At 55.8% G+C, this 23,921-nt stretch carries 25 protein-coding genes; 2 read left to right on the top strand and 23 right to left on the bottom strand.

Features of this window, described 5'->3' with window-relative positions:
* Nucleotides 1-8 precede the first annotated feature (8 nt).
* The 6 genes from BUA49_RS08885 to flhA form a co-directional block, all read right to left on the bottom strand.
* Nucleotides 9-794, bottom strand: a complete 786-nt coding sequence (locus BUA49_RS08885) for a protein phosphatase CheZ (RefSeq protein ID WP_072797791.1) — start codon at nt 792-794, stop codon at nt 9-11.
* Nucleotides 795-814: 20 nt separating this feature from the next.
* Complete coding sequence (cheY, locus tag BUA49_RS08880; RefSeq protein WP_072796801.1) at nt 815-1,198, bottom strand: chemotaxis response regulator CheY; 384 nt, start codon at nt 1,196-1,198, stop codon at nt 815-817.
* Nucleotides 1,199-1,358: 160 nt separating this feature from the next.
* Nucleotides 1,359-2,102, bottom strand: a complete 744-nt coding sequence (locus BUA49_RS08875; RefSeq protein ID WP_072796800.1) for an RNA polymerase sigma factor FliA — start codon at nt 2,100-2,102, stop codon at nt 1,359-1,361.
* Between the two features lie 29 nt (nt 2,103-2,131).
* Nucleotides 2,132-2,944 carry a MinD/ParA family protein gene (locus tag BUA49_RS08870; RefSeq protein ID WP_072796799.1) on the bottom strand — a complete coding sequence of 271 codons (813 nt, stop codon included), beginning with the start codon at nt 2,942-2,944 and terminating at the stop codon, nt 2,132-2,134.
* Between the two features lie 72 nt (nt 2,945-3,016).
* A complete protein-coding gene (flhF, locus tag BUA49_RS08865) occupies nt 3,017-4,336 on the bottom strand; it encodes a flagellar biosynthesis protein FlhF (RefSeq protein ID WP_072796798.1) in 1,320 nt (439 codons plus the stop codon).
* A gap of 60 nt (nt 4,337-4,396) precedes the next feature.
* Entirely contained in the window at nt 4,397-6,577 is a 2,181-nt protein-coding gene (gene flhA / locus BUA49_RS08860) for a flagellar biosynthesis protein FlhA (RefSeq protein WP_072796797.1), read from the bottom strand.
* Nucleotides 6,578-6,810: 233 nt separating this feature from the next.
* Between flhA and upp the strand changes: the two genes are divergently transcribed.
* Together upp and BUA49_RS08850 are read left to right on the top strand one after the other, a co-directional pair.
* Entirely contained in the window at nt 6,811-7,449 is a 639-nt protein-coding gene (gene upp, locus BUA49_RS08855; RefSeq protein WP_072796796.1) for a uracil phosphoribosyltransferase, read from the top strand.
* A 2-nt stretch (nt 7,450-7,451) separates the two neighbouring features.
* Nucleotides 7,452-8,708: a uracil-xanthine permease family protein gene (locus tag BUA49_RS08850; RefSeq protein WP_072796795.1), complete on the top strand. Its 1,257-nt coding sequence runs from the start codon at nt 7,452-7,454 to the stop codon at nt 8,706-8,708.
* Nucleotides 8,709-8,745: 37 nt separating this feature from the next.
* On the opposite strand, the gene flhB is transcribed toward BUA49_RS08850, so the two are convergent.
* From flhB to fliF, 17 genes are all read right to left on the bottom strand, one after another.
* Nucleotides 8,746-9,882 carry a flagellar biosynthesis protein FlhB gene (gene flhB, locus BUA49_RS08845; protein WP_072796794.1) on the bottom strand — a complete coding sequence of 379 codons (1,137 nt, stop codon included), beginning with the start codon at nt 9,880-9,882 and terminating at the stop codon, nt 8,746-8,748.
* 32 nt (nt 9,883-9,914) lie between these two features.
* Nucleotides 9,915-10,700 carry a flagellar biosynthetic protein FliR gene (gene fliR / locus BUA49_RS08840; protein ID WP_072796793.1) on the bottom strand — a complete coding sequence of 262 codons (786 nt, stop codon included), beginning with the start codon at nt 10,698-10,700 and terminating at the stop codon, nt 9,915-9,917.
* Between the two features lie 3 nt (nt 10,701-10,703).
* Complete coding sequence (fliQ, locus tag BUA49_RS08835; protein ID WP_072796792.1) at nt 10,704-10,973, bottom strand: flagellar biosynthesis protein FliQ; 270 nt, start codon at nt 10,971-10,973, stop codon at nt 10,704-10,706.
* 27 nt (nt 10,974-11,000) lie between these two features.
* Complete coding sequence (gene fliP, locus BUA49_RS08830) at nt 11,001-11,765, bottom strand: flagellar type III secretion system pore protein FliP (RefSeq protein WP_072796791.1); 765 nt, start codon at nt 11,763-11,765, stop codon at nt 11,001-11,003.
* A gap of 8 nt (nt 11,766-11,773) precedes the next feature.
* Nucleotides 11,774-12,217: a flagellar biosynthetic protein FliO gene (gene fliO, locus BUA49_RS08825; RefSeq protein WP_072796790.1), complete on the bottom strand. Its 444-nt coding sequence runs from the start codon at nt 12,215-12,217 to the stop codon at nt 11,774-11,776.
* Nucleotide 12,218: 1 nt separating this feature from the next.
* A complete protein-coding gene (gene fliN, locus BUA49_RS08820) occupies nt 12,219-12,737 on the bottom strand; it encodes a flagellar motor switch protein FliN (protein WP_072796789.1) in 519 nt (172 codons plus the stop codon).
* The gene (gene fliM, locus BUA49_RS08815; protein WP_072796788.1) at nt 12,730-13,728 is read right to left on the bottom strand and encodes a flagellar motor switch protein FliM; all 999 of its coding nucleotides are present in this window, start codon (nt 13,726-13,728) and stop codon (nt 12,730-12,732) included. The genes fliN and fliM overlap by 8 nt, the downstream gene beginning before the upstream one ends.
* A 53-nt stretch (nt 13,729-13,781) precedes the next feature.
* Nucleotides 13,782-14,291, bottom strand: coding sequence for a flagellar basal body-associated FliL family protein (locus tag BUA49_RS08810; RefSeq protein WP_072796787.1), 510 nt, complete (start codon nt 14,289-14,291; stop codon nt 13,782-13,784).
* A gap of 175 nt (nt 14,292-14,466) precedes the next feature.
* On the bottom strand, nt 14,467-15,624 hold the full coding sequence (locus BUA49_RS08805) for a flagellar hook-length control protein FliK (RefSeq protein ID WP_072796786.1): 1,158 nt from the start codon (nt 15,622-15,624) through the stop codon (nt 14,467-14,469).
* Between the two features lie 157 nt (nt 15,625-15,781).
* Entirely contained in the window at nt 15,782-16,138 is a 357-nt protein-coding gene (locus tag BUA49_RS08800; RefSeq protein ID WP_072796785.1) for an Hpt domain-containing protein, read from the bottom strand.
* A 51-nt stretch (nt 16,139-16,189) separates the two neighbouring features.
* A complete protein-coding gene (locus BUA49_RS08795; protein WP_072796784.1) occupies nt 16,190-17,917 on the bottom strand; it encodes an ATP-binding SpoIIE family protein phosphatase in 1,728 nt (575 codons plus the stop codon).
* A gap of 24 nt (nt 17,918-17,941) precedes the next feature.
* Entirely contained in the window at nt 17,942-18,247 is a 306-nt protein-coding gene (locus BUA49_RS08790; RefSeq protein ID WP_072796783.1) for an STAS domain-containing protein, read from the bottom strand.
* A 124-nt stretch (nt 18,248-18,371) separates the two neighbouring features.
* Nucleotides 18,372-18,815: a flagellar export protein FliJ gene (gene fliJ, locus BUA49_RS08785; RefSeq protein ID WP_072797789.1), complete on the bottom strand. Its 444-nt coding sequence runs from the start codon at nt 18,813-18,815 to the stop codon at nt 18,372-18,374.
* Complete coding sequence (gene fliI / locus BUA49_RS08780; protein ID WP_072796782.1) at nt 18,815-20,215, bottom strand: flagellar protein export ATPase FliI; 1,401 nt, start codon at nt 20,213-20,215, stop codon at nt 18,815-18,817. The genes fliJ and fliI overlap by 1 nt, the downstream gene beginning before the upstream one ends.
* On the bottom strand, nt 20,196-21,158 hold the full coding sequence (locus BUA49_RS08775; protein WP_084063521.1) for a flagellar assembly protein FliH: 963 nt from the start codon (nt 21,156-21,158) through the stop codon (nt 20,196-20,198). The genes fliI and BUA49_RS08775 overlap by 20 nt, the downstream gene beginning before the upstream one ends.
* On the bottom strand, nt 21,158-22,201 hold the full coding sequence (gene fliG / locus BUA49_RS08770) for a flagellar motor switch protein FliG (protein ID WP_072796781.1): 1,044 nt from the start codon (nt 22,199-22,201) through the stop codon (nt 21,158-21,160). The genes BUA49_RS08775 and fliG overlap by 1 nt, the downstream gene beginning before the upstream one ends.
* Nucleotides 22,194-23,912, bottom strand: coding sequence for a flagellar basal-body MS-ring/collar protein FliF (gene fliF / locus BUA49_RS08765; protein ID WP_072796780.1), 1,719 nt, complete (start codon nt 23,910-23,912; stop codon nt 22,194-22,196). The genes fliG and fliF overlap by 8 nt, the downstream gene beginning before the upstream one ends.
* Between the last annotated feature and the right edge of the window lie 9 nt (nt 23,913-23,921).

Genomic DNA, 23,921 nt, shown 5'->3' with positions numbered 1-23,921 from the left:
TCTTATATTCAGAAACCGAGACTGGACAACAAGTCATCTACGTCGTTTTGTCCCGAGACTACATCTTCACGCTCTTCAGCCTTCATCTGAGGCCCCACACCCTGCTCGGCAGATACTTCCTGGCCGTCAATCTGATGCACCGTGCCGGTGAGCTGGTCAACATGGCTGGCCATAACTACCAGGCTGAGCATCTGCTCCTCCACGTCTTTGACCAGCGTCGTAACGCGCTGAATCACCTGGCCGGTCAGGTCCTGAAAATCCTGCGCCAACAGGATTTCAGAAAGACTGCTGTAAATGGTGTCGGCGTCCTGGGTCAGGCTCAGAAAAAAGTTATCGATCCGACCGTACAGCTCACGAAACTCAGAAGGTTGCATCTCACGACGGCGCAAACGCTGCCATTCATCCCGTAAAGTGGACGCTTCGGCGCGCATTGCATGGGCTACCGGCATACTTTCTTCAACCAGATCCATGGTGCGATTGGCAGCCTGGCCCGTCATCTGAACAACGTACGCAAGCCGATCTGAGGCGTCTGTCATCATCGACAGAACTTCCTTCTGTTCCGCACTGCGCGGATCTATCTGAAAGTTCCGGATTGATTCATGGAGCGTTCGGGTCAACCGACCCACTTCCCGATACAGACTCTGATCCCGGACCTCGCCCAGTTCATTGATCAGAGCCATAGCGCGGACATAATCTCCGCCTTCAACGCATTGACTGAGCTCTGCCGCCTGATGCCGGAGCTTTTCGGTTACTTCCGGCTCAAGACCCTGGTGGATCTGTTCGTTATCGCTCATACGACCCATCCAATCTCTGTTTACTGGATTCGTTCAAAGATTTTCTCAATTTTTTCTTTGAGAACGGCGGCGGTGAAGGGCTTTACCACATACCCATTCACGCCGGCTTGAGCAGCTGCCACAATCTGGTCCCGCTTGGCTTCGGCAGTAACCATCAAAACCGGGAGGGTTTTCAGATTGTCATCGGCCCGCACCGCCTTGAGCAAATCAAAGCCGGACATTCCGGGCATGTTCCAGTCAGTTACCAGGAAATCGTACTTGCCGCTTTTCAGCATGGGCAGAGCAGTGTTGCCGTCATCCGCTTCATCAGTGTTGGTGAAACCCAGATCACGGAGCAGGTTTTTGATAATCCGCCGCATTGTGGAAAAATCGTCCACAATGAGAATTTTCATGTTCTTGTCCAAAGGGACCTCCAGTTAGTAAGACCCGGAATTCGTTTGACCTTAGCGCTCAAAGTGTAGCCGGCCGCTGATTTAACCACTTATTGTCTGATCTTTATCACGGTTGTAAAGCATCGGTTACCAAATACTACACTCCAGTACGATCCAGAAACCTGAGACGGGCCTAACTGCCATCATCATTACGCCATTCCGAGAGCCTGGCACGAAGCCGTAGCGCCGCCTGGCTGTGAATCTGGCTGACTCTGCTTTCGCTGACGCCCAGCACTGCACCGATTTCTTTGAGGTTCAGTTCATCCTGGTAATACAGGCTCAGAACCAGTTTTTCCCGCTCAGGGAGCTGTTCAATAGCAGCGGCCAGATTGCTCTGAAAGGAATCCGAAGTCAGGCCGTCCAGCGGATTATCGCTGGCCTCTGTTTCTTCTATCGGCAGCTCTCCGGATTCATTGAGCTCATCAAGGCTAAAAAGTCGCCCGCTGCTCGCATCCGACAAAGTGGCGTGGTATTGAGAAAGCTCCATGCCGAGTTCTTCGGCAACCTCACCGTCCTGTGCTTCACGCCCCATACGATTTTCAACAGCCTTGATAGCCTGAGCAACCCGGCGGGCGTTCCTGTGAACAGAGCGCGGCACCCAGTCGCCTTTGCGGATTTCATCCACCATGGCACCGCGAATGCGTATCCCCGCATAGGTCTCGAATGTTGCGCCTTTGGTTGAGCTATAGCGTTGAGCAGCCTCCAGCAATCCAATCATGCCGGCCTGCATAAGGTCATCCAGTTGCACGGAGGCTGGCAGCCGCGCCAAAAGATGAAGAGCAATTTTCTTGACCAGAGGCGCGTGCGTCTCAATCAGTTCCGAGGAACTTTTTACGCCAGCCTGGTGATAGATTCCCAGATTTTTCGACAATGTCATGTATCCGGTATTGTTTAACGGGTTCCGTTTCAGACTTCGACGAGCCGCTCCACAAAAAACTCCAGATGCCCGCGGGGAGATGAAGGCAGCGGCCAAGTCTCTACTTTTTCAGCCAGTGCCTTGATCGCAAGCGAGGCTTTGGCCCGAGGGTAGGCTTCCAGCACTGCTTTCTGACGCTGAACGGCTTTTTTCACAGCTTCGTCGTACGGCACCATACCTACATATTGCAGTGCCACGTCCAGAAAGCGTTCGGTGACCCGGGTCAGTTTTTCAAACAGATGACGACCTTCCTGCTCAGTACCCACCTGATTGGCGAGAATCCGGAAGCGGTTGGTGCCGTAGTCACGATTCATCAGCTTAATCAGAGCATAGGCGTCAGTGATGGATGTCGGCTCATCGCAAACGACCAGCAGCAACTCCTGGGAGGCCCGGAGAAAACTCACTACCGCCTCGGAAATGCCCGCTGCAGTGTCCACAATGAGTACATCCATCTGATCACCCAGCTCGCTGAATGCGTTGATCAGGCCTGCGTGTTCCATAGGGCTGAGCTGAGTCATGCGTTGCGTGCCGGAAGATGCCGGAACAATTTTGATACCCCCCGGGCCGTTAACCAGAACGTCTCGAAGATCGCACTCGCCCGCCAGCACATCCTGCAAGGTACGATTTGCCGTAATGCCAAGCAGCACATCAATGTTGCCCAGACCAAGGTCGGCATCAAGCAAAACCACACGCCGGCCCTTCTGGGCCAGAGCGATGGCAAGATTGACCGACACGTTACTCTTGCCGACACCGCCCTTACCGCCGGAAACTGCGATCACCTGTACCGGATGTGGTTTGCTCATACTGTTTATTATCTCTCACAACGTTTAGCCGGGTATGGTTCGTAGCTGGATGCAGCTCAGATCTTCAGGGCCTCATGCCGTTTCGCGCGGACGCTCTGCGTCAGGTAACCGCTCTGCAGCGGCCTGTTGCTGAAGCGTTTTAAGGCGCTCGACAGCCAGGCGCACTAGCGGAACCGCTTCGGCATGATGCAGATCTCCAGGAATCTTTTGCCCATCTGTGTAGTAGGCCACCGGCAATCCGGTTTCCATCACAAATCCCAGAGACTCGCCCAGTGTCAGGGCTTCGTCAATTTTTGTCATTACGCAGCCCGAAAGATTTGCCATCTTATAGCAATGCCATACGGATTTCATAATTCGCGGCTGGCTGGTTGCGGAAACAACCAAGTGTGTACGCACATTATGGTGACTGCGGGCCAGCTCTGTCAGTTGCTCCTGATAGCCCTTCTCGGAGCTGGTCAGCCCCGCGGTATCAATCAGCACCAGATGGCGATCCGACAGCTCATCAAGAATATCATCCAGTGTGTGGCTTTCATCCACCACCCGGACCGGCACATTCAGAATGCGACCAAACACGAAAAGCTGCTCATGCGCGGCAACCCGATAGCGATCTGTGGTAACCAGCGCCAAAGAATCGGCACCGTGCTTCAGCACATAACGGGCAGCCAGCTTGCCAATCGTGGTGGTCTTGCCAGCGCCCGTGGGGCCGACCAGTGCATAAACCCCCCCCTCGTCCAGCCACTCCTGACGCGCTGTGCGCACGCCGGTAACGAGCATTTTCAGGGCCCGCTTCCAGCCGTCATCAAGCTTCCCGCTTTTGTGTCGACGGGAGAGAGAGCCTGCCAGATCCGGGCTCAGGCCAAATTCCTGCAACCGCTCTGCCAGCCGCTGCTGAACCGCGTTGACGCCGGGTTCTTCCGGCTCATTGCGCTGGCCACTCATGAGATCCCGCAAAGAGCTGATTTCTGCACGCATGCTGGCAAGCTCATCGGAATAGTCGGTATTGCTGCTGACGCTTGCGGAGGCAGGTTCCTCATAACCTTCACTCGCTGCTTCATGCAGCTCCGCAAACGATGCTTCGGCATAGCCCTGACTGCGCGCTGCTCGATTTTCGCGAACATCGCGAATACGTGAGCGGGAGCGACTCAGCTCATCTTCCAGCCGGCGGTGCTGCTCGGCCTGCATTTCCGCAAGTCGGGCTCCGTTGGTGGCCTCACTGGCTTTTTCGCCAAGGCTCTGGCGCGCCATATTTTCGTCGTAATCCAGCGCAGAGACAATTTCAACGCCACCATCTACTCGCCGGTTGGATAGGATGACAGCATCTGGCCCCATCTGCTCACTGATCTGTTTCAGTGCTTCGGCCATGCTCTTGGCAAAAAAACGTTTCACTTTCATGTTATTGCATCCTCCACCGGCAACGCTGTATCGGCGTTGTCCGTTCTTTCATCCGCATGCCTACTGGCCCACGGACGCCACGATCGTAATCTGCTTGTTATCCGGTATTTCCTGGTACGAAAGCACATGCAGCCGCTCCACACCGAAACTGGCAAACTTTGCAAGCACCGGCCTCAGCGGGCCGGATACCAAAAGGATGGCGGGCTTACCCAGAACTTCCTGGCGCTGAACGCTGTCTTGCAAAGAGCGCTGCAGCTTCTCCACCATATTCGGCTCCAGAACCATACCTATATCTTCCTGGCCGCCAGATTGTTGACTCTGCTGAACAGACTTTAGCAATAACTGTTCCAGATCCGGATCCAGAGTAATCACTGGTATCTCCTGATCATTGCCACAGATGCTCTGAACGATCATCCGACGAAGAGCCTGACGTGCCAACGTCGTCAGCAACCTGGGATCCTGACTCTTCGGATGCACGTTCACGATGGATTCGGCAATGGACCGCATATCCCGGATGGGAACTTCTTCTTTGAGCAGGTTCTGGAGCACTTTCAACAAAAGGCTGATGGACACCGTAGTCGGCACCAGCTCTTCTGCCAGCTTGGGCGAGACCTTTTCCAGTTGATCCAGCCATTTCTGGACTTCTTCGTGCCCCAACAGTTCGTGGGCATGTTTTTGCAGAACCTGGTTCAGGTGCGTAGCGACAACCGTGCTGGCATCAACTACGGTATAGCCAAGTGTCTGAGCCTGATCTTTTTTCTCCGGTTCAATCCAGCTCGCATCCAGGCCAAAGGCCGGATCCTTGCCTTCTATCCCTTCGATTTTTCCGAATACCTGGCCGGGGTCGATGGCCAGTTCCCGGTCGGGATGTATTTCCGCTTCGGCTATCGTTACCCCCATTAGAGTGATGCGATACACATTGGGCATGAGATCCAGATTGTCGCGGATGTGCACGGAGGGCATCAGAAACCCCATGTCCTGAGACAGTTTTTTACGGACACCCTTGATGCGGCTTAGCAGCTGGCCACCCTGGGACTTGTCGACCAGCGGTATCAGGCGGTAGCCGACTTCCAGCCCGACAATATCCACTGTTGCCACATCGTCCCAGCCCAGCTCCCGGGTCTCTCCCGGCGCAGGTAACTGACGGCCCTGATCGCCGCCAGTGTCACCTGCCAGTGGCGCTTCACGGCCACCAGGGCCGGGTACAACACCGGCGCCACCCTGGCCCGGGAACAAGCCACCCTCTTCAACAGTCTGCTGGTCTTTCTTCCAGATAAACCAGGCTCCAGCGGCAGCGAGGCTCCCGAGCCCCAAAAATGCCACATGGGGCATGCCCGGAATCAGGCCCAACAGGAGCAGAATGCCTGCCGCTATCGCCAGAGCCTTGGGAGCATTGAACAGCTGCTGAAGAATCTGCCCGCCCATATCCTGACTGGAGGTCACACGGGTAACCATGATTGCAGCAGAGGTAGAAAGCAGCAGTGACGGGATCTGGGCGACCAGCCCATCACCAATGGTGAGAAGCGCATAGCGCTCCATGGCAAGCCCGAAATCAAGGCCATGCTGGACCATACCAATGGCAACACCGCCAATAATGTTGATCGCCAGAATCAGCAGGCCTGCGACCGCATCGCCTTTAACAAACTTGGACGCACCATCCATAGAGCCATAGAAATCGGCTTCCTGCGCTATCTCTGCACGCCGGTGTTTAGCCTCTTCCTGATTCACAAGACCGGCGTTCAGATCGGCGTCAATAGCCATCTGCTTGCCCGGCATCGCATCCAGGGTAAACCGCGCGCTTACTTCCGAAACCCGGCCGGCACCCTTGGTAACAACCAGGAAGTTAATAATCATCAGAATGGCGAAGACCACGAGGCCGACCGCGTAGTTCCCACCAATCAGCACGGCACCGAATGACTCGATAACCTTACCCGCTGCATCCCCGCCCTCATGCCCTTCCAGCAACACAATCCGGGTGGAAGCCACGTTCAACGCCAGGCGCAGAAGGGTTGCGACCAGCAATACCGTCGGGAAGGAGGCAAATTCCATGGGCCGCAGTGCATAGACACACACCAGCAGAATGACAATCGAGAGCGTGATGTTGAACGTGAAAAATACGTCCAGCAGAAAAGCAGGCATGGGCAGTATCATCATGCCCAGCAAACCCATCAGCATGACGGGCACACCGAGATTGCCCCGCGTCAGGGATTTGACATTACGAAGGACTAAAGCTGTGTCCATGCCGGAAGCATCTCCGATTTACTGTTTCTGAAGGCGTTTTAAGGGTCGAAATTCTGACGCCCAGGCGTCTTTTACAGTGATACCGCAAGATCCATACCACCGTGTTCGATTTTTCGTTCGCGAGCTGGCCTTACCTGCCTGACTCACATTCTAAGATGCGGTATCCTTGCGCCACTTAATCGCGATATTGCACCCTGAACTCCACAACCTCAGACCCACAAACAGGTGAGCCCATGCCGATCCACGAGGTAAGACACCCCCTTATCAGACACAAACTCGGCCTCATGCGCCGTGCCGACATCAGCACCAAGAACTTTCGTGAACTGGCGCAGGAAGTCGGTGCACTGCTCACCTACGAGGCCACAAAGGATTTTAATCTGCAGGAAAAGACCATTGAGGGGTGGGCGGGGCCGGTGAATGTGGAACAGATCCACGGTAAAAAAATCACGATCGTCCCTATCCTGCGAGCCGGGCTCGGCATGTTGGACGGCGTTCTGAGCCTGATCCCTGTGGCTCGGGTCAGTGTGGTGGGCCAGATCCGCAACGAGGAAACTCTGGAAGCCAATACCTACCTTGAAAAGCTGGTCGGTGAACTGGATGAACGCATGGCCTTGATCGTTGATCCGATGGTTGCCACCGGCGGTTCGATGATTTCTACCATCGACCTGCTCAAAAAAGCCGGAAGCACTGAAATCCGCGCGTTGGTGCTGGTGGCCGCTCCGGAAGGCATAAAAAATGTTCTGGACAAGCACCCGGATGTGTCCATTTATACCGCGTCGGTGGACAAGTGCCTGAATGAGAAAGGCTATATCCTGCCAGGTCTTGGCGACGCCGGTGACAAAATATTCGGCACCAAGCAGAAGGACGTCTGATCATGGAAGACCATACCAATGACCCCGTCTGGAAGCAGGCGATTGCCGGCTCCCAGATGCTGCTAGTAGCCTTCGGCGCTTTGGTGCTGATGCCATTGATCACTGGCCTGGATCCGAACGTTGCGCTCTTTACCGCCGGCCTGGGCACGCTGATTTTCCACATTGTGACCGGAGGCCAGATTCCAATCTTTCTGGCCTCATCTTTTGCGTTTATCGCGCCGGTTATTGCTTCCAAGGGCAAGTTCGGCCTTGAGGAAACCCTGGGCGGCCTGATGGCAGCGGGTATTCTTTATATCCTGCTCAGTGGTGCAATACGACTGCGCGGCACCGGCTTTGTGACCCGCCTGCTGCCCCCGGTGGTTATCGGACCGGTCATCATGGTGATCGGTCTGGGACTGGCACCCGTTGCGGTACACATGGCTTCCGGCCGCACTGGCGATGGCGGAACCCAGCTGATACCGCAGGACACGGCGCTGTGGATTGCGATGATTTCGCTGACCGTGACCATTGTTGCTTCGGTTTGGTCCAAGGGTATCTTCCGCCTGATCCCGATCATGTTTGGTGTGATTGTTGGTTATATACTGTCTGCTTTCGCGGGCATTGTTGATATCACGCCTATCCAACAGGCGCCCTGGCTTGCGGTTCCCAACTTTGTCGCCCCGCAGTTCAGCTGGGGCGCCATACTGTTCATGATTCCGGTAGCCATTGCTCCGGCCATTGAGCACATCGGGGATGTTCTGGCGATTGGCAATGTCACTCGCAAAAACTATCTGGAAAAGCCCGGCCTGCACCGCACTCTGCTGGGCGACGGTCTGGCTACCAGCGCTGCCGCTTTACTGGGCGGGCCACCCAATACGACCTACTCTGAAGTGACCGGCGCTGTGATGCTGACACGCAACTTTAACCCGAAGGTTATGTGGTGGGCGGCCTGCACTGCGATCGTGCTGGCCTTTGTGGGCAAGTTTGGCGCGGTTCTGCAGACGATTCCGGTGCCAGTTATGGGCGGCATTTTGTGTCTGCTGTTCGGTTCCATTGCGGTGGTGGGTATGAGCACGCTGATTCGCCATCAGGTGGATCTTTCTCAGTCGCGGAATCTGGTTATTGTGGGTGTAACGCTGGTGTTCGGTATCGGCGGCATGGTTCTCGGCCACCTTGAGGGTATCGCTCTGTGTGCGGTGGCAGCCATCATTCTGAACCTGATACTTCCGGGCAGCCGCGAAGCCTGGGGCAAGGCGATTTACGAGCACAAAGAAGACTGACAGCAACTCCTATGGTGCCTGCAGGCTAGAAACCAAATCAAATATCCCGTCGCAAATCCGAGGGGATCGGAAGATCAGGCATGCCGGGCTTGGGCCCGCGCCCCTTGCGGAACTGCCGGAGTTGGAACACGTAGGCCAGCACCTGGGCGATGGCCATATACAGGCCGTCGGGGATTTCGTCGCCTATGTCACTGTTGTGGTAAACGGCACGAGTAAGAGGTGGCGTGCGTAGGATCTCGACTTTGTATTCCCGGGCGATTTCCATGATTTTGAAAGCGGTCTCATCATTGCCTTTGGCGACGACCTTCGGCGCACCCATGGAGTTGGAATCGTACTTCAGAGCCACGGCATAGTGGGTCGGATTGGTGATGACAACGTCTGCAGTGGGCACATCCTGCATCATGCGGCGCTGGGACATTTCGCGTTGAAGCTGGCGAATTTTGCCTTTGACCTCAGGCTTGCCCTCAGTGTCCTTGTATTCGTCTTTAACTTCCTGCTTGGTCATCCGCAGTTTTTTCTGATGATCAAAAAGCTGAAACGGCACGTCGATAATGGCAATGATGATGGTGGAACAAGAAAGCAGGAAGAAACTCCACCCAAGTGTCCAGAGCACGTGCTCCATGGCCGGTACCGTGGGTTCTTCTGCGATGGCAAGCAGGTCTTCGGTACGGATGTCCAGTATGAGAATTGCTAACGCCATAACCAGACCGACTTTCGCGATAGCTTTCACCAGTTCGATCAAGGAACGCGCGGAGAACATTCTGCCCAGGCCTTTCATGGGGTCCATGCGATTGAGCTTGGGAGCGATAGCTTTACCGCTGAACAGCAAACCGCCGATGCCGATGGAGCCAGCAATGGCAGCGATGAGAAGCAGCAAGAGAATTGGCGCAAGAGCCCAGGCTGCTTCTTTGGCGGACGCCAACAGTTGAATGCTCATATGCCGGGTGTCGAATATCGCGGAGCGCTCCAGCGTGAAGGCATCGCGCATGATGGCCTCCATTGCGGCACCCAGCTGAGCTCCGAAGATCAACAAACCACCGGCACCGGCGATCAATACAGCCATGGTGGCCAGCTCTTTTGACCGCGCAGTCTGGCCATCCTCCCGGGCTTTTTCGAGCCTTCGGGGGGTAGCCTCTTCGGTTTTTTCCTGACTGTTGTCGTTCTCTTCTGCCATGCTCTAACTCTTGAGGTGTCGCCAGGGCTCGCCTAAGGCTGCCCCTGAAGGTTTCGCATAAACTCAAAGGTTTGCCGGGTATACACTTCGAAGTGCGGCAGAAAATTGGCGTGCAACACCCATATAGCAAACAATCCAAAAATCAGGCCAATCGGGAAGCCCAGGGCAAAAATGTTCATTTGGGGCGCCGCCCGGGTCATGACGCCGAAGGATATGCTGACGATGAGTACGGCGGTCACCGCCGGCAGTGCCAGTAACATGGCGGAGGCAAACATCCAGCTTATGCGGTGCGCCAATGCCCAGACACCAGCCTGGCCCAGGCCTTCCATGCCAATGGGCAGGGTTCGGAAACTTTCGATGAACACTTCAAACGCCACCAGATGGCCGTTCATGGCCAGGAACAGCAAGGTAACGGTAATGGTGTAGATCTGGGACAGCACAGGCACGTTGACGCCGTTCGCGGGGTCAACCATGGATGCGAAGCCCAGGCCCATTTGCATGGCAATCATCTGCCCGGCGATCACGAAAAGTTGCCACAGAGCGGTCAGCGCAAACCCCAGACCTACGCCGATCAGAATTTGTTGCAAGGTAATCACGACGGCGTCGGCACTCAGGGCTTCAACCTGTGGCACTTCCGGGATCATGGGTACGATCAGTATGGTCATTAGCAGTGCCAGCCCGAGGCGCACCCTGGCGGGCACGAGCTGGGTACCGAAGATGGGAATAACCATCAAAAAACTCGCCAGCCGGAACAGCGGCCACAGGTGCTGCCCGACCCACTGGCCAAGCATATCCGCACTGATTTCCGCAGGAGTCATGTGTCAGCCGATCAGGAAAGGAATGCTGGATATCAGCCGGTGTGCGTGATCCAGAAGTTTTGTCAGCATCCATGGCCCCATAACGATTATAACAATGAGCGTTATCAGCAGGCGCGGCAGAAAACTGAGGGTTTGTTCGTTTATCTGGGTAGCTGCCTGGAAAGTACTCACAACGAGGCCAATAACCAAACCTGGCATAATAATCACGGAGCAGAGAAGCACGATCATCCACAGGGCTTCCCGCAGGATGTCGATAACGGTTTCCGGAGTCATAATTTCCTCCTGTTTCCCATAGCGGAGCTATATCCCATAACTGGCAGCCAACGTGCCCATGATCAGGGCCCAACCATCCACCAGAACAAACAGCATGATCTTGAATGGCAGCGAGATAATGATCGGCGACAGCATCATCATACCCATTGCCATAAGTACGCTGGCTACAACCATGTCGAGAATCAGAAACGGGATAAACAGGATAAACCCTATCTGAAACGCAGTTTTGAGCTCGCTGGTCACGAACGCCGGCATCAGTATCCAGAAGGAGACATCCTGAGGCGTGTCATATTGAACATCTGCGATGCGCATGAACAACGCGAGGTCATCTTCCCGGGTCTGTCCCAGCATGAATTTCTTGAAGGGCTCGCTGGCCAGTTCAACTGCTTCCAGTGAGGTGACTTCTTCCTGAAGGTACGGCTGTAATCCGACGCGATTGGCTTCTTCGAGGACCGGCTTCATAATGAAAATACTGAGAAACAGAGCCAGGCCGAGCAGTATCTGGTTGGAGGGCGTCGCCTGCAGGCCCAGCGCCTGGCGCAGAATCGCAAACACCACGATAATGCGGGTGAAGGAGGTCATCATCATCAACATGGCCGGCAGAAACGTCAGCGCGGTCATCAACGCCAGAATCTGCAAGGTTACCGAGTATTCCTGAATACCCTCCCCTTCGCCGGGCTGTACCGTAAAGGCAGGAATACCGGGCAGGTCCGCAAATGACAGCGGTGCCCAGAACAGGCCGCCAAGCAAAACAGACAGCGGAATAAGTCGTTTAAGCGTTGCCACCATCATGGGCCTGTTCATTCCTTAGTCGGGGCTGTCCAGGATTTGCCGATCATGCTCTGCAGGCGTCGGGCAAAGTCTCCGGAGTTCGGGTTGCCCGCATCCACAATCGGCTCCTCAAAGATCTGTAGCGTGCGGATAGCCGATGGGGTAATGCCCAGAAGAATCTGCTGCCCCCCCACTTCAATCAGAGCGATGCGTTCGCGGGCGCCTATGGCCATTACCGAAACGACCTTGATCGCATTGTTGTTCATGCCCGTCATACCGTTCATCCGACGGATAATCCAGGCACAACCGTATATGACTGCGATCACCGCCACCAGGCCGGCACCAAGGCTAAGCAGAGTGCCGAGTGTGCCCTGTGCCCTGTCCGGACCGCCCGTTGTCGCTTTGGCCGTTTCTTCGGCAATAACTGGCATGGCCAGTAGCAGCAGTAACGAACCCGCAGTTTTCATCCACATTCTATTTCTGCAGCCGTTTGATTCGTTCGCCCGGGCTGATCACATCGGTCAGACGGATACCAAACTTTTCGTTGACCATGACCACCTCGCCGTGAGCTATAAGCGTACCGTTGACCAGCACATCCAATGGCTCGCCTGCCAATCGATCCAGCTCGATAACCGAGCCCTGATTCAACTGCAGAAGGTTGCGGATAGGAATCTGGGTATTCCCCACCTCCATAGAGATACTGACGGGAATGTCCAGAATGACATCAAGATCCGGTGGTGGCCCGCTGCCCTGAGTCTCCATCGAAACCTCATCAAACTCTTCCATCGGCGCTGTTCGCACACTTTTTTTAGCGCCTGCTCCTTCATCTTTCTCTCCACCGTTTTCTCCAGCTTCCTCCATGGCCTGGGCCCACTCATCGCCTGGGGACTCTTCAGCGCCCTCTTCGCCGGTCTCTTCCATGGCGGCCTCCCATTCGGCTGCCAGCTTTTCGTCCTCGCTCAGCTCCTGACCGTCTTTGTTGTCGTCAGCCATTGCGTTCTACCTTCAGTTGTTTTTTTAACTTGGGCCGTGTCGCCCGTTCATGAATCCTGAGCGCCAGTTTTCCGTCCCGGGTTCCCATCGTTGCCTTGTATATGGGGATGCCATTGGCCGTTACTGTCAGATATTCAGGCACCTCTACAGGAATGATGTCGCCAGCTTTCAGTTTGGCGATGTCTCTCAGGGAAATCCTGCGCCGACAAACCGTGGTGTTGACCGGAACATCCACCTCCTTGATATCCTCCTGCAACGCATTGACCCAACGCTCGTCCACGTCATCAACGTCACTTTGTACTCCAGAATCAAGCACATCCCGGATCGGTTCAATCATTGAATAGGGCAAGGCAAAGTGCAGCTCACCGCCACCGCCATCCAGCTCGATGTGGAAGGTGCTGACCACTACCACTTCGCTGGGGCTCACAATATTGGCCATGGCCGGGTTTACCTCGGAACTGAGGTATTCGAAATTCACTTTGATGACCGCTTGCCAAGCCTCCTGCATGTCATTAAAAACCTGGTTAAGCACCATCTGCACTATGCGGTTTTCCGTCGGCGTGAACTCCCGGCCCTCGATCTTTGCGTGCCGCCCTTCACCTCCAAAAAAGTTATCAACCAGCTTGAACACCAGTTTGGCATCCATAACAAACAGGGATGTCCCCCGCAACGGGCGAACCTTGCACAGATTCAGGCTGGTGGGCACATAAAGTGTGTGTATGTATTCGCCGAACTTCATGATCTGGACGCCACCGGTGGAAACATCCGCATTACGACGCAGAAGATTGAACAGGCTGATGCGGGTGTACCGTGCAAAGCGCTCGTTGATCATCTCCAACGTGGGCATCCGGCCACGGACGATACGATCCTGACTGGCAAGATCGTAATTTTTTACGCCGGTTTCGTCAGCTTCTTCATAAGTATCAACGTCACCGTCATCCACGCCGTGGAGGAGCGCATCAATTTCATCCTGTGACAGTAAATCCTGCATACGTTGTCCTGCTGCTGAAATGCCTTGCCCGTATCCGGGCTCTATTGCACTTTCTATTGCACTACAAAATTCCTGAACAGCACCTGGCTGATGCCGGGCTCACCTTCTTGCTCCAGCACCTGATTAACCGTTGTCAGCATGTTTTCCGCCAGGCTTTGTCGGCCTTCCGGTGTCTGCAACTCCTTAAAATTGCTGCTACCAAGCACCATAACCAGCTGGCTTCGAATCAGGGGCATATGCAGTTTGGCTGCGGTCAGCGCCTCAGGGTCGGTTGCTCCGAGAGCTACGTAGGCCTGCGCATAGCGCTGACGGCCTTCGCCCTGCAACGTCGTCACCAGAGCTTTTTCAATGTCCAGGTAAACGCTCGGAGTGAAGGTTTCTACCGCCACATCATCCTGGCTTTCTGTATCGTCGCCCATTCCGGGCAAACCGCCACCAAGAAACCACAAGGTGCCAGCAACCGACAAGGCAATCGCCAGTAGCACCACCACTGTCAGCAGGATAATCACTTTCAGTTTACCTTTCTTGGCCGGTTCTGCCTCAGGTGCGCTATTTTCTGCCATAGTGTTTTTCGCCAGAAATCCGTCAATGGAAGTACGTTTCCATGACTTTTACAGATTGACTGCAAAGGGCGGGCCAGAAGGCCCAACCCTCCCGCTCAGACCCGCAGTCTAGCGTTGCACGAAAGGATGGGCAAAGCAGATTAACGAAGAGGGCTCAGCAAGATGACCCAAACACTCAGGCAAAAATATCGACGGCGCCGTTCCAGCTCAGGTCAAGACTGCCAGTCTGAGTGTTTGCTTCACCGCCATCTGCAGCCGAGAGCTCTGCACCTGAACCCGAAGACGAACCGTCTCCATCACCCGCGCCCTGCTCTCCACGCTGGTTCTGTGAGTTGTCAGAGACATCGAACTGAGCCAGGGAAAGGCCTTGCTCACCCAGCATGTCACGCAGCCGATGTGAATGCAGTTCCAGTTGATCCCGCACCACCGGGTTAGCGGCATGGACGGTAATGGTGGCCTGATCGTTGTGTACGCGAACCCGTACCTCCATTGGCCCCATATCAGGCGGCGTGAGGTGAATCTCGGCCACTGACAGGTTTTTGGCTGTCAACCAGCTGAGCTTACCCATCAGTTTATCCCCCCACTCTGCGTGGTTTACGGGAACATCAACCGATGTCGCGTAGCTCCTCAGGGGCACCTGGGCTTCTGCCGCAAGCTTGCCAGCCGCGTTGTTGGTGCTTTGCTGAGAAACCAACTCCATGGCCGATTCGAACCGGGTACCATTCAGCAGGCTGGAAGGGTCCATGACACTGGCTTTTTCTCCGGCTGCCGGGGCCAGGGAATCGGTCAGTTGCAGACCAGACATCAGCCCACCTTTTCCACCGAGCGCAGTCTGGCCAGGCTGCCCGGGTTTGCCCCCGACAAGTCCTGCAAACAACTCGGAGCCCTGTATTATTGCCGGACTGCTCGCGGCCGGACCTGCGGCACCACCTGCCACTGCAACCTGCCCGGTTGAAGGCAGCAACAGAGCCTGCAACTCTGCAAAAGTCAGCGGGGTCGTAATGGCTTCCATTTCAGGGGCCGTCTCTGCGATTTTCCCGGCAGTTGTTTTTTCCGCCGCTTCGTCTTCACCCGTTACGGAAGTCTTAACGCTCTTGCCGGACTCACCGGTTTTCCCGGGAGGTTCGGACTGGCTCGCTGATTGCGCACCATCCTCTTTTGCGGAGTTTCTGGCATCGGCTTGCTGGCGATCGAGACGTTTTTGCTCCGCACGGGAGAAAGCTTCGTACCGGCTTTCACTGGCGCCATTGTCTCGACCGGAACCGGATTTCGATGCGCCGGCATCATTCTGCATCCCGGGCGCGGGAGTCTGGGGAAGAACCATCTGTGTCATGGCAACCTCTTGCCGCTTTTTATCGGTAGACGCACTGTTCAGTCCGTTTCAGAGCTGATTTTCAGGCGGTTTCCCAAACAACTGCAAAAGCAATGCCAGCCGCACACTCTGTCTGGCCGCTTTCTGCTTAGCCGCACTCGGTTAACGCCATCGACTGCTAGCTGGCGCCGCGCGCCATCAGAGCATTAAGCGCATTAGTAACCCGTTGAAATTCTGACTTAATGGCTTCCAGAACGGCCGGAGCTTCGTTAAGGCTATCGCTCTTCCCGGCTTCCTCCGCTTCCCGGCACAGCTCTCCAAGTCGAGGAGCTCCAATATTAATGCTGCTACCCTTGAAGCTATGGGCCGTTTTTGCAAAGGCGCCTGAATCCCCATCCATCATGGCCCCCTTCAAGCTATCGATTCGTTCTTGCGAATCATTAAGATAGGTCCGGATCAGCATCTCGAACTCATCTTCCATTACGTCCTGAAGCTCTGCCAAAGCTTCGTCATCAAGGTGTGGCTTATCAACCATGACCAACTCCCTTGTTTCTGTTAAAAGTGCCGATTAGATTAAAAGTGCCGATTAAAAGTACCAATCATAAACAATTTCCACCCGACTCCCCTGTTCATGAAACCTGATGGATTCTGCCAGTCGCTTTAGCAAAATCAGTCCACGCCCCGCATAACGGGGCCCGCTCTGCTCCATCTCCGTGGATTGCAGAACCGCATGATTCTGGAAATCGAACCCCTGGCCGCTGTCTTCGCAAACAACCCGCAGGCGCCCACCCCACTGCATAGGTTCATGATGAAAACTGAACCTGATGTAATGGCCGCTCACTCCGCTGAGACGCAAAGCACGCTCGAAATAGTAACGGTCAAAGCCCTCCGGTGTGTACTTCCATTCAGAAGGTAGCTCAAGAACACCATGTTCCAGAGCATTATTATACAGCTCTGAGAGCAAGGTATAAATTTCTCCGCTTTTACGCCGCAGCCCCGGCACTTCCATGCAGATATGGAGCAACAACGGCAAGGGGCTGAACTCCCCCAGCGTGCGCTCCCGGATTTCATACACACACTTCCACTCCGTCGGCCCAGCCAGAGTGGAAGGCTCAGCCCCTTCGGGCATAGCCGTAAGTCCCGCGTGATCAACCATTTCCAGACAGCAGAGCGTGAGATCATCACCGAATTTCTGGCGCCCGGTAAACCGCCGTATTCCACTCATAAGAGCATCAAACGGATGCCGTCCGGAGGTCACGCCCTCGACTGCGAGCCGCACGCCACGCTCACCGAAGAGATGGCCTTCTTCGTTGCTGCATTCCAGCACGCCATCGGTCATCAACAGCAGCCGGTCGCCGGGCAGCGTTCTGATGGTCTCCATTTCGGCATTAAACTGATCAGCGTTCAGAATCCCCAGTGGCAGATGTCGGGATGGCAGGCTATAACTTGCGGCGGATGAGCGCACCAGCCACCCATCGGGTAAGCCACCATTCCATACTTTCAGCTGGTTGAGCCCGAAGTCTGCCTCAACCATCGCACCGCAGCAGAACATGTCTTTCGGCAGTATGCGCACCAGCTTCTGATTGATTTCCCGGAGAATATCGGACCCGTCAAAGCCTTTGCTTGCCATGCCGTAAAAGGTTTCCGCAACGGGCATGGCGCCAATCGCTGCAGGCAATCCATGTCCGGTAAAATCGCCCGTAAACACAAGCATTCCACCGGCAGGGCGGGGTGAAGCGAACAGCACATCGCCACTGAAGACCGATAGGGGCGACGCGTGGTAGCGAATGTTAGGCGAATCCAGGCACCCGGTGTGAGCGACGTTGTCAAAGACCCGCCGCGCCACATGTTGCTCCTCCAGCAGTTGCCGGTTGCGCTCATGCATCAGATCCCTCTGGTCTGACAGAGCCTGGTGCATCAGACGCATCCGGTTAAAGGCATTGATCTTGGCGTCGATCATTACCCGGTTATAGGGTTTGCTCAGAAAGCCGTCGCCGCCTGCTTCAAGGCATCGCGCCAGATCCTCCGCTTCCGACAGAGAGGTAATGAAAATCAGCGGCACCATGCGCTCACCGGCAAGCCGTTTAATCTCCCGCGCCGCCTCCATGCCGTCCATTGCGGGCATCAATGCGTCCAGAAGGACGATGTCCGGCTCGCCCGAACGAAAAAGTGCCACCGCCTCCCGACCATTAGCAGCATCCAGCACATGGTGGCCAAGGTGTCTCAGCAGGGTTTTCAGGATCACCCGGTCACTGTCGCTGTCATCGGCAATGAGGATTTTCAGGGGGTCGCTTTCTGCTGCAGGCTCATCCATCACAGGTTCCGGCGGCCTGAGCAATCACCGAATGGTGAACAGTTGCTCGAAATTGGAAATGGTCAGAATCTTGCGGACATCGTTATTGCAATTTTCAATGGCAATACTGGCCTTGTCACCCCCGCCGTAGTCCCTCAGCAAAAGCAACATACCCAGCGCTGAGCTGTCGAGATAGGTTGCTTCGGACAAATCCACAATGTAACCGCGCACATCCTTACCGCCATGCTCGTACGCATCGCGGAAGGCCTGATGGGTGCTGAAATCAAAGCGCCCCTCTATTCTGATAATCAGAGTCTGACCGTCGTGACTGCGGCGGGTCTGGATCGGCATCCGCAAAACCTCCGGTGGTATTCACTGAAACATCCAGCCGCCACTTGTGACGCGACCTGAGTTTCTATAAGGATAGCCCAGCGCAGTCAGTTTGCATGGAATTGCGATTGATTCAGGGCAAGCGTCAGCGGCGGCGGCGCGCAAAAGCACGGCCAGCGGCTTCATCAGACATCTTTTGCTCCTGCAGATCCTGAACTCTTTGCTCTTGCTTACGACAGGTCTCGATGTATTTCTCCATACCTCGCCGACGCTCCCAGGCGTGCTGCCACTCCCGTCGACGAGTCTCAAAAACCGCTTCGGTCTGAACCAGCTGCTTTTGCTGCTGCAGGATAACCTGATCAAGCTGCGCAATAAACGCCTGCCACGCTTGCAAACGACTGACCTGCACCACGCCGTGTTGACTGTTGCGGATCTGATCCCGGTATTCCTGCTGGTAGCTGTTGAGGTTTTCTATCTGACCCTTGTGTTGCTCCATCAGTTCCCGGGCCTTGCCCATCCGCTCCAGCGCTTCCTGCTCCTTGCGCTCTTCCAGCGCAAGCACTACGGTCAGGCGCTGAGAACGCAATATCAACTGACACCTCTGCTTGCATTGGCGGCATCGGGATCAGGAACAGCAGACTTGCGGCGTTCCGGTGAGCGACGTTCGGGCACCACAGATAGCAGCCCCTCGATGCTCTCGGTTAGTGAAGCGCGCTCGTTCAGCCCCTGCTGCAGGAACTGGCGCATATTCCCGATATGGGTAATGGCGAAGTCGGTTTCCGGATCGGAGCCCTTCACATAGGCGCCTACGCTGATCAGATCCCGGGCCTGCTGATAACGTGAATAGACCTGTTTGAACCGCTGGGACCGGGCGAAGTGCTCGGTTTCTGTCACCTGCGGCATAACCCGGCTGATAGAAGCCTCAACGTCGATGGCAGGATAGTGCCCTTCTTCTGCAAGCCGGCGCGAGAGCACAATATGGCCATCCAGGATCGCCCTGGCTGCATCCGCAATGGGATCCTGCTGATCGTCACCTTCGGTCAGCACGGTATAAAACGCGGTGATCGAACCACCTCCGGGCAAACCATTGCCGGTGCGCTCCACCAGCTGCGGCAACTTGGCGAATACGGAAGGTGGATAACCTTTGGTGGCAGGTGGTTCGCCAACCGCCAGCGCAATTTCACGCTGAGCCTGGGCGTATCGGGTAAGCGAGTCCATCAGCAGAAGCACTCGCTTGCCCTTGTCCCGGTAGTATTCGGCAATCCGAGTCGTAAGCATGGCTGCGCGCAGGCGCATCAGCGGTGAGTCATCCGCCGGAGCAGCAACCACAACCGATCTGGCCAGCCCTTCTTCACCCAGAATATCTTCAATGAATTCCTTGACCTCCCGGCCACGCTCACCGATCAACCCAACCACGATAACGTCGGCATCGGTGAACCGGGTCATCATACCCAGCAGCATACTTTTACCAACACCACTGCCAGCAAACAGCCCCAGACGCTGGCCCTGACCAACGGTCAGCAGGGCATTAATAGCCCGAATGCCAACATCCATGGACTGCCTTACAGGTGCCCGGTTGAGGGGGTTTATGATTTCTCCGGTCAGCGGAACCCGGGCCTCTGCCTGGAGCGGGCCTTTGCCATCGAGGGGTTCGCCGCTGCCATCCACCACACGACCCAGCATAAGAGGGCCAACAGGAACGCGACTTGCGGAGGCTAGCGGAACCACCCTGGCGCCTGGTTTAAGGCCTTCGATGGCGGTCAGCGGCATAAGGTAGACCTTGTCATCCTCAAACCCCACGACTTCGGCCTCAACGGTGCCTGAACCCTGGCCTTTTATCACACAGCGATCCCCCACCACCATAGGGCAGCCAACGCACTCCAGCGTCAGCCCTACCATTCGGGTCAGGCGGCCTGATAGCTCCGGCTCAGGCTCTGCACGCAAATAAGCCTGGTATCGATCCAGGCGATCAGCCAGGGAGGATGTCATCACGCTTGCCTTCGATGGGGTTGTCTTCGATGGAGGTGTCTTCGATGGAGGTGTCTTCGCTAAGTTTGTTTTCGACTGGGTCTTCGTTCGGGGTTTTATCCGGTGAGCTCAATACATCTCGCTGAAAGTCAGTCAGGTCATCCATCAGGGCGCCCAGCTCTTCGGGCTCGCCGCCCTCACCGTCATCTGTCTGCTGCTCAAGCATACTCTGAACAGCACGCTGAAAGCGCTTTTCAACGGTAAAGTCGACGAGACTGTTGCGGGTTTCGACCCGGCAACCGCCAGGCAAGATGCTGTCATCCTCCAGAACGGAGGCGGCCGCTTCAAAGCGTTCCGCCACTTCACGAACAACACTGCAGTCGTCCGGATGAACATGAATCCGGACATTGTCCGCCGTCGACGGCAGAGCCTCTAATGCCCGGCGCACCACCTGCCGGATTTGCAAGGAGTCAATGGTCAGCTCGCGGTAAACAACGGCCCGGGCAAGTACCATGGTGAGATTGAGCAGCGAGGTTTCAATCTCATCCTGGTGCTGGCGGATTGGCAGCAACAGCTCGCCCAGCATCGGTTCGAGGCGATCCAGGCCTGCGGTTACTTCTGCCCGGGTTTCGTCATAGCCTTCACTCTGTCCTCGCTCCTTCCCCTCAGCCTGGCCAGTTTCGAATCCTTCCTTATGGCCCTGTTCATACCCTTCGGTGCGGCCCTCCTGAAAACCCTGCTCCCGGCCTTCCTTCAGGCCGTCTTCCAGCGCAGCCTGGCGAATTTCGGCAAGGTCACCTGCCGTCAGAGGTTTGACATTACGCTCCTCCTCACGAGCAACCTCATTGCCACTGGCATCCAGCAGCGGAAGCTCCCATCGCTCGTAGGCAGTTAACTGCTCTTTGGGAATGCGACTAGGGTCTCTGGAAGCTGCTCTGGAGAGATCTTTGGAGGAGTCTTTCATCACATCATTTCTTCACCGGCACCGCCAAGCGTGATTTCTCCCGCTTCAGCCATGCGACGGGCAATGGTAATAATGTCTTTCTGGGCAGACTCGACGTCGCTGACCTTCACCGGGCCTTTGGCCTCCAGGTCATCCTGCAGCAACTCGGCGGCGCGCTTGGACATGTTCTTGAAGATCTTTTCCTGAACCCCGCCGTCAGCGCCCTTGAGAGCAACTACGAGAACTTCCGAGGACACCTCACGCAACAACGCCTGAATACCCCTGTCATCAATATCCTTGAGGTTATCAAATACAAACATGAGGTCTTCGATGGTAGAGGCGAGATCCGGATCCATATCCTTGATGGAGTCCAGCAGGCTGCCCTCTATACTGCGATCCATAAAGTTCATGATATCCGCGGCACGCTTTACACCACCTATGCGGCTGGTCTGGGCCGCTGAGCCGCCGGAAAACTGTTTTTCCAGAATGTCGTTCAGTTCCTGCAGAGCCTGGGGCTGGATGCTTTCCAGCGAGGCAACCCGCATCATGACATCGAGGCGAACTTTCTCATCCAGCGTTGCAAGAATCTCGGCAGCCTGATCAGGGTCCAGGTAAGAGATAACAATGGCCTGAATTTGCGGGTGCTCATAGCGGATGATATCGCCGACGGCTCTTGGCTCCATCCATTTAAGCGTGTCCAGCCCGGTGGTATTGCCACCAATGAGAATGCGATCGATCAGGCTGGCGGCCTTGTCGTCACCCAAAGCCTGGGTGAGCATGGCGCGGATATAGTCATCATTACCCACGCCCAGCCCAGTCTGGCCACCCACCGCTTCTACGAACTGCGTTAACACGTAAGAGACGTCATCTTTGCTGACGTCTTTCATCTGGGCCATGGCAACACCCACCCGCTGAACTTCTTTCGGGCCCATATGCTTGAGCACTTCGGCGGCATCCGCCTCGCCCAGAGACATCAGCAGGATCGCGGCCTGCTCTACCCGCGGAATTTTCCGCTGGGGCTTCTGGGGCTCATCGCCACCCGACAGCCTGGATTGATCAGTCATCAACGTTCACCCACTGGCGCATCACCTGAGAAACCCTCGCCGGGTCTTCGGCGATTAGGCCTTTAAGCGCATTCAATTGCCTATCATAACTGTCTGTAGCCCCCGGCAAAAGCAGGTCGTCCTGAGGAGCCATTGCCTGGCGCAAGGCATCGTCGCTGCCAGCATCATCGTAACCGCCATAACCACCGGAATCGGAATCTTCCCCCCGCTCGCGGCGCCCGCCACCAGACAGGCTTTTCAACGTCGGGCGCAGTAAGCCAAGCACCAGCACCAGAATAACCAGACCGGCCAATACCTGTTTCATCAGATCCCAGAACCAGGGCTGCTCCCAGAACCCCGGTGTTTCAAATTCAAATTCCTCTTCGGGAGCAAACGCGGTATTCATTACGGTTACGCTGTCGCCACGGGCTGCGGAGTAGCCCACTGCATCACGCACCAGCATACTCAGGCGCTGCAACTCCTGCTCAGGCCAAGCCTCATAGGTTACATCGCCGGTTTCCGGATCAACCACTTTCATATCATCAACTGCAAGCGCAACGGTCACCCGCCTCACACGCCCAAGCTCCTGCCGGGTGTAGCTGACCGTACGATCCATCTCATAGTTGCGGGTAGATTCCTTGCGTACGTTAACAGGCTGTGCCGGCGCTGCGCCATCAGCGCCACCCGCATTTGTATTTGTATTTGCATTTACCTGTTCCGGCACTGTGGCATTGGCAGGCGGCTGATTGGACAATGCTCCCGGGATGCCACCGTTGAAGCCGGCAACACGCTCTTCTGTCAGATCACGCTCACTGCGAACCGCCTGCTGATCTGGGTTGAACAGTTCCTCCGCCTGCTCCACCGACGAAAAATCCAGGTCTGCAGAAACTTCTGCCCGATACCGGCCTTCGCCAACAATGGGTGCGATCAAAGAGGAAACACGGCGTGTCAGCCCCTCTTCCAGACGCGAGGTGTAGTCGTACTGATCCTGCATACGCTCGCCATCGCCACGACTTTCATTCCCGGTCAGCAGATTGCCGTTCTGGTCAACAACCGTGACATGATCTTTGTTCATCATCGGAATACTGCCGGCGACCAGGTTCACAATCGCTGCAATCTGTTCGTGCTCGGGGCGACGGCCTGCAAAGACCTCCAGGAAAACCGAGGCAGTCGGATCACGGGCATCCCGCACGAATACGGAACGCTCGGGAATAGCCAAATGAACCCTGGCACCGCGAACGCCACGCATGCTGCTAATGGTGCGCGCCAGTTCACCCTCAAGGCCACGGCGATAGCTGATGGTTTCCATGAACTGGGAGGTGCCTAACCCGCGATCCTGGTCCAACAACTCGTAGCCCATGGTCTTCTGATCTGTCACGCCCTCGGCAGCCAGCTTGAGCCGCGCATTAAAGACCTGATCGGAAGGCACCAGCAGAGCACCTGTGCGCGTATCCATTTTGTAATCGATGCCGTTGCTATCGAGGATCGTGGTCACGTCCTGAGGGTTGTACGCCGACAAGTCCCCCACCACTGGCTGGTAGTTCGGCTCCTGGGCCCAAAGCACAACCGCAACTCCCAAGGCAACGCTGGCAGCGAGGCCCACCATCAGGCCGACCTGGCGCAGAAGGTTCAGGCGGTTAAATCCCAGAAACATGTCGCTGTTGCTCTCGGAGCGATCACCACCCTGAGCGGCTGGCATGTTTGAGGTAGTTTCTGCGGGAACGCTGGCCATGTCTGTACT

The sequence above is a fragment of the Marinobacter antarcticus genome (genome assembly GCF_900142385.1).
GTDB classification, from domain to species: Bacteria; Pseudomonadota; Gammaproteobacteria; order Pseudomonadales; family Oleiphilaceae; genus Marinobacter; species Marinobacter antarcticus.
The sequence above is the reverse complement of the archived record's forward strand: the minus strand, read 5'-3'. Positions and strand labels throughout refer to the sequence as shown.